Genomic DNA, 4,735 nt, shown 5'->3' with positions numbered 1-4,735 from the left:
TCAGCCGTCTCCTGCGTGGTTTGACGGCAACAACGGTATCAACCGAGCCACCCGCGGCAGTCGCTGAAGGCGCGGCCTGCCGATTACGGGCGGCACTCCGCCCTTTCTGCCTTTTCTGCCCCTCCTGCCGGGAATCCAGCCGGGCGCAATCCTGCCTGACTGGACACCGCCGAGCGCGAAAACGCCGCCTTCATGGCGTTCCTCCGGCGCTCGCATCGGCGACGAAAATACCGTTGCCCTGCGACTCCGCATCGGCGGGATCGCGCGTTGGAAAGGCCGCGCGGGCGTCGCCTGATTGCGTCTCGAACTGCGGCGCAGCGGCAGCCCGCGCGTCGCCCGAGCGCATGACGAACAACGGTGCCTCGCGCCAATCTGACGGCGGTGTCGGCTGCCGCGACGGTGCATCCAATGGAGCCGCGCCGCCAAGGATCGGGGCGAGCGCGGCCACATAGGCGCGTGTCTCGGCGGGAAGCGGTCGGCCCGTTGCGCGGTGCTCGTCGTAGCGACCGGGACCGGCATTGTAGGCCGCCAGCATCGCCGCGACATTGCCGTATCGGTCGAACATCTCGCGCAGATAGACCGTGCCTGCGAGGATGTTGTCGCGCGGGTCGTAGGGATCGCGGCCGAGCTGGTGGCGAACGCGCAGGTCCGCCCAAGTGTCGGGCATCACCTGCATCAATCCCATCGCGCCGGCCATTGAGACCGCGCGCACGTCGCCTGCGCTCTCGGCGCGCAGCACCGCGCGAATCCAGTGCTCGGGGATGCCGAACCGCTGGGATGCCTCGGCGATGTGAGCCGCATAAGGATGGCCGGCGGCCGGGCGCTCGACCGGCGCGGATTGCGCGATTGCGACGCCCGGTCCGGCGCAGACGGAAAGTGCGCCGGCCAACAACAGAACGGCACAATGCCGTGCTGCCCTGTCTCCGCTACGGCACCAGCCTGCCAGCGTGCTCGCTGCGGTCAAGGGCAAGGCGCAAGCGCCGGCCGATGGCCGCCCCTGACCTTCGCTGCGCGCGCCGGCCGTCCGGTCGCCAAGCGGGACGAAGGGATGAGACGGCTTTTCCGCGAACAAAGGGATGCGAGCATGAAACGCAACGGCGGCTCGGACGCGCGCGGCCTTCATTCCTGATCCTCGCGCTTTCGGGGGCGCTTCCAGTGCAGGCCCCAGGACGATGGATCGTCGCCGGACTGAAACAGCTTGGCGCGGATCGGGAACGGGAAAATGGGACCGTCCAGTTTCACCGACAGGAAGTCGCCGGCCTGTTCGCTGGCGTCTTTCCAGGCCGGGCCAACGTCCGGGCCGTCCTCGCTATCGAGATGCACGCGGTAGTCGGGCGCGTTCTTCGCGCCGCTCGGTTCGGCGGGGACGATGACAAGCTGCTCGACGATGCCGAACGAACGAAGGTGCCCGGAATAGCCGGCTTCGGTGCGCGTGAAGGTGCCTATCTGTGCCATGGGAAATCTCCTGCGGTTGGTGTCGGGGGTGGATTCAGTGCGTCGGCGCGCGCCACTCGTAGCGGCCGACGCCTTCCTCATCGGTCCAGAGCGGCAGCGCCCGACCAATGACGGAACGGGTGGGGATGGGTCCGAAGTAGCGGCCGTCCAGGCTGTCGCGGACTTCCCAGTTCATGAGGAAAAGCTGACCATCGCCGATGACGCGGCAGCCATGCCAGACGGGCAGATTGCGGCCGATCCGGTCGCGCTCCAGCGCCTCGCCCATCTCGATCCCGTCCACCGTGATCGTGCGGCCGGTGCGGCAAACCCGCTGCCCAGGCAGGCCCAAGACGCGCTTCAAGAGCGGGACGCCTCGCGCGATATAGCCGCGCTCCACCATGAAGGCGGCGAGCGGTTCGGGCGGCATGACGGCGACCAGCTCGGGCACCTCGATCCGGTCGGCCGGCTCGACGGTGTAGAACCCGACCGGCGCGCTGGCGGTGGCGTTCCATATGAATTTCGCGGGCCAATCGACGGCGCTGGCGGCGGCGATGCCGAGGACGGCGAGCGCCGTCACCGTGAGGGTGCGGCGGCGCGTCATGGGTCGATCCTTCGGCGATGAAGCCAAGCGGCATGTCGCTCGGGCGTGTAGGCGTGCGGCTCCAGATTGGCGGTCAGGCGGTTGTGAACGTGTCGCCAATGCTCCGGCGAGGCGTCGGCCGGATCGAGGCCGAGGGCTTCCACCGCGTCGATGGCTGCAAGCGCACGCTGCACCTTCGACCAGCCGTCGAGGCGCAACAGGACTTCGCCGCCGGGGCGCACGAACGGCAACGTCTGGAACGGCTCGCCTCGACCGATGGCGCGCACGATGTCGATGCGCGAAACGTCTGTGCCGTGCTCGCCCGACTCCCAACGGATGAAGGCGAAGATGTTGTTCGGTGCGAAGCCGATAACACTTCGGCGACGGTCGATGATCAGCTCGTAGCACTTGCGACCGAAGCGTATCCAGTGCTCGACCTTGCGCCTTTCGAAAGTCAGCTCGACCAGTGTGGTGAAGGGCGCGGGTCGATGCGCGCCGCGATGTGCGCGCCGGCTCACTGTTCGCCCCGCTCGTCAGGAGTCAGCGGACGGGCCGGAAACACGCGGCCGGCGGTCTCGTCGCGGGTGGATTTGCGCGCGCCGATTGCAGTCCAGGCTTGCAAGTCCTCGACCGCGTAAAGCACGCGGCCGCCGATCTTGCGGTAGATCGGCCCGGTCCCGTAGGTGCGATGTTTCTCAAGGGTTCGGATGGAAATGCCGAGGAAGCGCGCAGCTTCCTGGGTGCGCAAGAGTCGTGGCGGCAGGCCCGTCAGCGGGTTAGCCATGGATCACCTCCGGTTCGTCGTGATTGCGGCTGTCGGTGGCGACAGCGGCTTGTGGCGAACCATGGCGAGAGACGGGCGGCGCGTAGCGTGCCGCATTTGCGCCTAGGCGCTGGCGGCACCCCCAGCCGCAGCGAGGCGCGGCCAATAGGCGAAGGATTTTCAGCGGCTCATTGCCTGCCGCGCCGAATAGGCGAAGACATTCGCGCGCGGCTCGGTTAGGAATGTGGGCGGAGCAGACGCGCTGCTCTGGGGCTTAGTAACCCCTGACTAGCGGTTGGTGCCGGCCGTGACGGCACCACGATCCTCGAACCTTATGGTCGGGGAGCCTATGGCGTATGTCCAGGGCTTCTCGCCTAAAGGTCATGGGGCCGTCTAGTCACGGTTACTAACTCCCCGATCACCAGGTCAGAGGGGCCATATTGCGGGGGCGCACCGCAAGCAAGGCTCTTCCGGGATGAAGGGGAATGGCCATGCGGGTTCCCGTCGAACTCGATCCCGATGTGGACGATGAAGCACCAGCCGGCGACGATATAACCGTCTATGACGAGCGGCATTTCGTGACCTATCTGCGCTTGCTGGATGCGAAGGCGGAGGGCGCGGACTGGAAGGAAGTCGCGCGGATCGTGCTGCACCGCGATCCGGCCGGCGAGGAACTTCGAACCTATCGCTGCTGGCTAAGCCATCTCGAACGCGCGCAATGGCTCTCGCGCGAGGGCTATCGAAAGATTCTGGAACAAGCGGCAGCTAACAAGGCGTGACGCGATCAACGCTTGCCGGGCTTGATCGGATAGTGGAGCAGCAGGCGATAGCCGCCGCCCATCATCTTGATGCCATGCGCGGCCAGTCGGCGGGCCTTGTTCTTGCGCGGATCGCTCTCGAAATCCTCCTTCGTGCCGCGAAAGCCGAGCAAGACTTCGGCGATGGTGCGATAGCTTTCGCCGCGTAGCCGGGCGTCGAGCGCGCGCAGGGACAGGATATGCCATTGCCGTAGCTGGGCGGGGACCGCCCGAAAATCGGGACCGGGCGCGCGGCCGTTGAGGGACCGCCAGAAACGGCGGACGGCGTGAGCGCGAAGTTCCAGAAAGGAATCCATTGGCAGCGTGACCGCGTAAAATGCGGTTGCGTCCGGCACCGCCTCGGGCAGCCAGAATTGATGCGCGATGCCATCCACCTGCCAGATACCGTGCCAGCCATCCGAGGCGCGGCGCAGGTTGAGACCGTCGAGATGCGCCAGCGTCAATATCGGTTCGGTGTCGCCGTCCTCGAGATCGACCGGCGACAATATCACCGCTCGCGGCTGAAGGCTCGGACTCCAGAACAGCGGTTGTTGGTCATGCGGCGCGTCGGGGTCGCATGGGAAATCGCAAACCCCAGCGATGCGCGAACACTTCAAGCTCGCGCTTGTCCGGCCGCCCGATCAGTGCGACCGTCTGGAAGTCCTGACGATAATCGTCATTCCGGCGCAGATATTCCCAAGCGAAACCGGCGGCTGGAATGTGCTTCGTGTGCCTGTATGCCGCCGGTGAACGCCAGTCGATGCTCAGCATGGCGTCACCTCCCATAGCCGGGACGTGCCAAGGCAGCGCCCGGAATAGAGAGGTTCGAAGATTGGAGGAAGTAATAGAAGTCGCTCAAATCAGATATGTTGAGCGGCTAACCCGATCATTATTGGTTATTTACTTCTTAACACCGTTTCGGTGATTCCGCGAGCCAGGCGAAGCACGGCGAGCGTGGGGCTGGCCGGACACTTGGACGCGCGGCCACCGCCGGCCGGCGTCCCGGTCGGCGCTCATCGCGTGGGATATAGGCGGCCTATGCGACCTCCCGGTGATGATGCTGCGCGGTGGCCTGCTCCCCGGCAAGTGGCCACTGTTGTGAGTTAGATTTCGGCTCCAACATTGGAGCTGAGAATGCCGAAGAAGCGCTATTCCCCTGAA

The 4,735-nt window shown here is 65.8% G+C and carries 8 protein-coding genes; 1 reads left to right on the top strand and 7 read right to left on the bottom strand.

What is annotated here, in order from left to right:
* Positions 1–190: 190 nt before the first annotated feature.
* The 5 genes from ACSSVZ_RS27930 to ACSSVZ_RS27910 are packed head-to-tail and all read right to left on the bottom strand — an operon-like array spanning position 191 to position 2,798.
* Positions 191–1,123 (bottom strand): lytic transglycosylase domain-containing protein, encoded by a 933-nt coding sequence (locus ACSSVZ_RS27930; protein ID WP_453974135.1) that lies wholly within the window; start codon positions 1,121–1,123, stop codon positions 191–193.
* Complete coding sequence (locus tag ACSSVZ_RS27925; protein ID WP_453974134.1) at positions 1,120–1,455, bottom strand: DUF736 domain-containing protein; 336 nt, start codon at positions 1,453–1,455, stop codon at positions 1,120–1,122. Before ACSSVZ_RS27925 ends, ACSSVZ_RS27930 begins: the two co-directional genes overlap by 4 nt.
* 34 nt (positions 1,456–1,489) lie before the next feature.
* A complete protein-coding gene (locus tag ACSSVZ_RS27920) occupies positions 1,490–2,035 on the bottom strand; it encodes a S26 family signal peptidase (RefSeq protein ID WP_453974133.1) in 546 nt (181 codons plus the stop codon).
* A complete protein-coding gene (locus ACSSVZ_RS27915) occupies positions 2,032–2,532 on the bottom strand; it encodes a DUF2840 domain-containing protein (protein WP_453974132.1) in 501 nt (166 codons plus the stop codon). The genes ACSSVZ_RS27920 and ACSSVZ_RS27915 overlap by 4 nt, the downstream gene beginning before the upstream one ends.
* Positions 2,529–2,798, bottom strand: coding sequence for a helix-turn-helix transcriptional regulator (locus ACSSVZ_RS27910; RefSeq protein ID WP_453974131.1), 270 nt, complete (start codon positions 2,796–2,798; stop codon positions 2,529–2,531). The genes ACSSVZ_RS27915 and ACSSVZ_RS27910 overlap by 4 nt, the downstream gene beginning before the upstream one ends.
* A gap of 470 nt (positions 2,799–3,268) precedes the next feature.
* Here ACSSVZ_RS27910 and ACSSVZ_RS27905 point away from each other — a divergent pair, with 470 nt between their 5' ends.
* Entirely contained in the window at positions 3,269–3,556 is a 288-nt protein-coding gene (locus ACSSVZ_RS27905) for a DUF2285 domain-containing protein (RefSeq protein ID WP_453974138.1), read from the top strand.
* Between the two features lie 5 nt (positions 3,557–3,561).
* Here the strand turns inward: ACSSVZ_RS27905 and ACSSVZ_RS27900 are convergent, their stop codons facing one another.
* Positions 3,562–4,083, bottom strand: coding sequence for a DUF2285 domain-containing protein (locus ACSSVZ_RS27900; RefSeq protein ID WP_453974137.1), 522 nt, complete (start codon positions 4,081–4,083; stop codon positions 3,562–3,564).
* A gap of 46 nt (positions 4,084–4,129) precedes the next feature.
* Positions 4,130–4,345, bottom strand: coding sequence for a transcriptional regulator domain-containing protein (locus ACSSVZ_RS27895; RefSeq protein WP_453974130.1), 216 nt, complete (start codon positions 4,343–4,345; stop codon positions 4,130–4,132).
* Positions 4,346–4,735: the final 390 nt, after the last annotated feature.

The organism is Amorphus sp. MBR-141 (assembly GCF_053628695.1).
Note: the sequence above shows the minus strand (reverse complement) of the source record. Positions and strands in the feature narration are given on the sequence as shown.

What these genes read in the sequence shown, in the direction of transcription:
- ACSSVZ_RS27910 (WP_453974131.1), bottom strand. Translation starts at nt 2,798, where the DNA reads ATGGCTAACCCGCTGACGGGCCTGCCGCCACGACTCTTGCGCACCCAG.
- ACSSVZ_RS27925 (WP_453974134.1), bottom strand. Translation starts at nt 1,455, where the DNA reads ATGGCACAGATAGGCACCTTCACGCGCACCGAAGCCGGCTATTCCGGG.
- ACSSVZ_RS27895 (WP_453974130.1), bottom strand. Translation starts at nt 4,345, where the DNA reads ATGCTGAGCATCGACTGGCGTTCACCGGCGGCATACAGGCACACGAAG.
- ACSSVZ_RS27930 (WP_453974135.1), bottom strand. Translation starts at nt 1,123, where the DNA reads ATGAAGGCCGCGCGCGTCCGAGCCGCCGTTGCGTTTCATGCTCGCATC.
- ACSSVZ_RS27905 (WP_453974138.1), top strand. Translation starts at nt 3,269, where the DNA reads ATGCGGGTTCCCGTCGAACTCGATCCCGATGTGGACGATGAAGCACCA.
- ACSSVZ_RS27920 (WP_453974133.1), bottom strand. Translation starts at nt 2,035, where the DNA reads ATGACGCGCCGCCGCACCCTCACGGTGACGGCGCTCGCCGTCCTCGGC.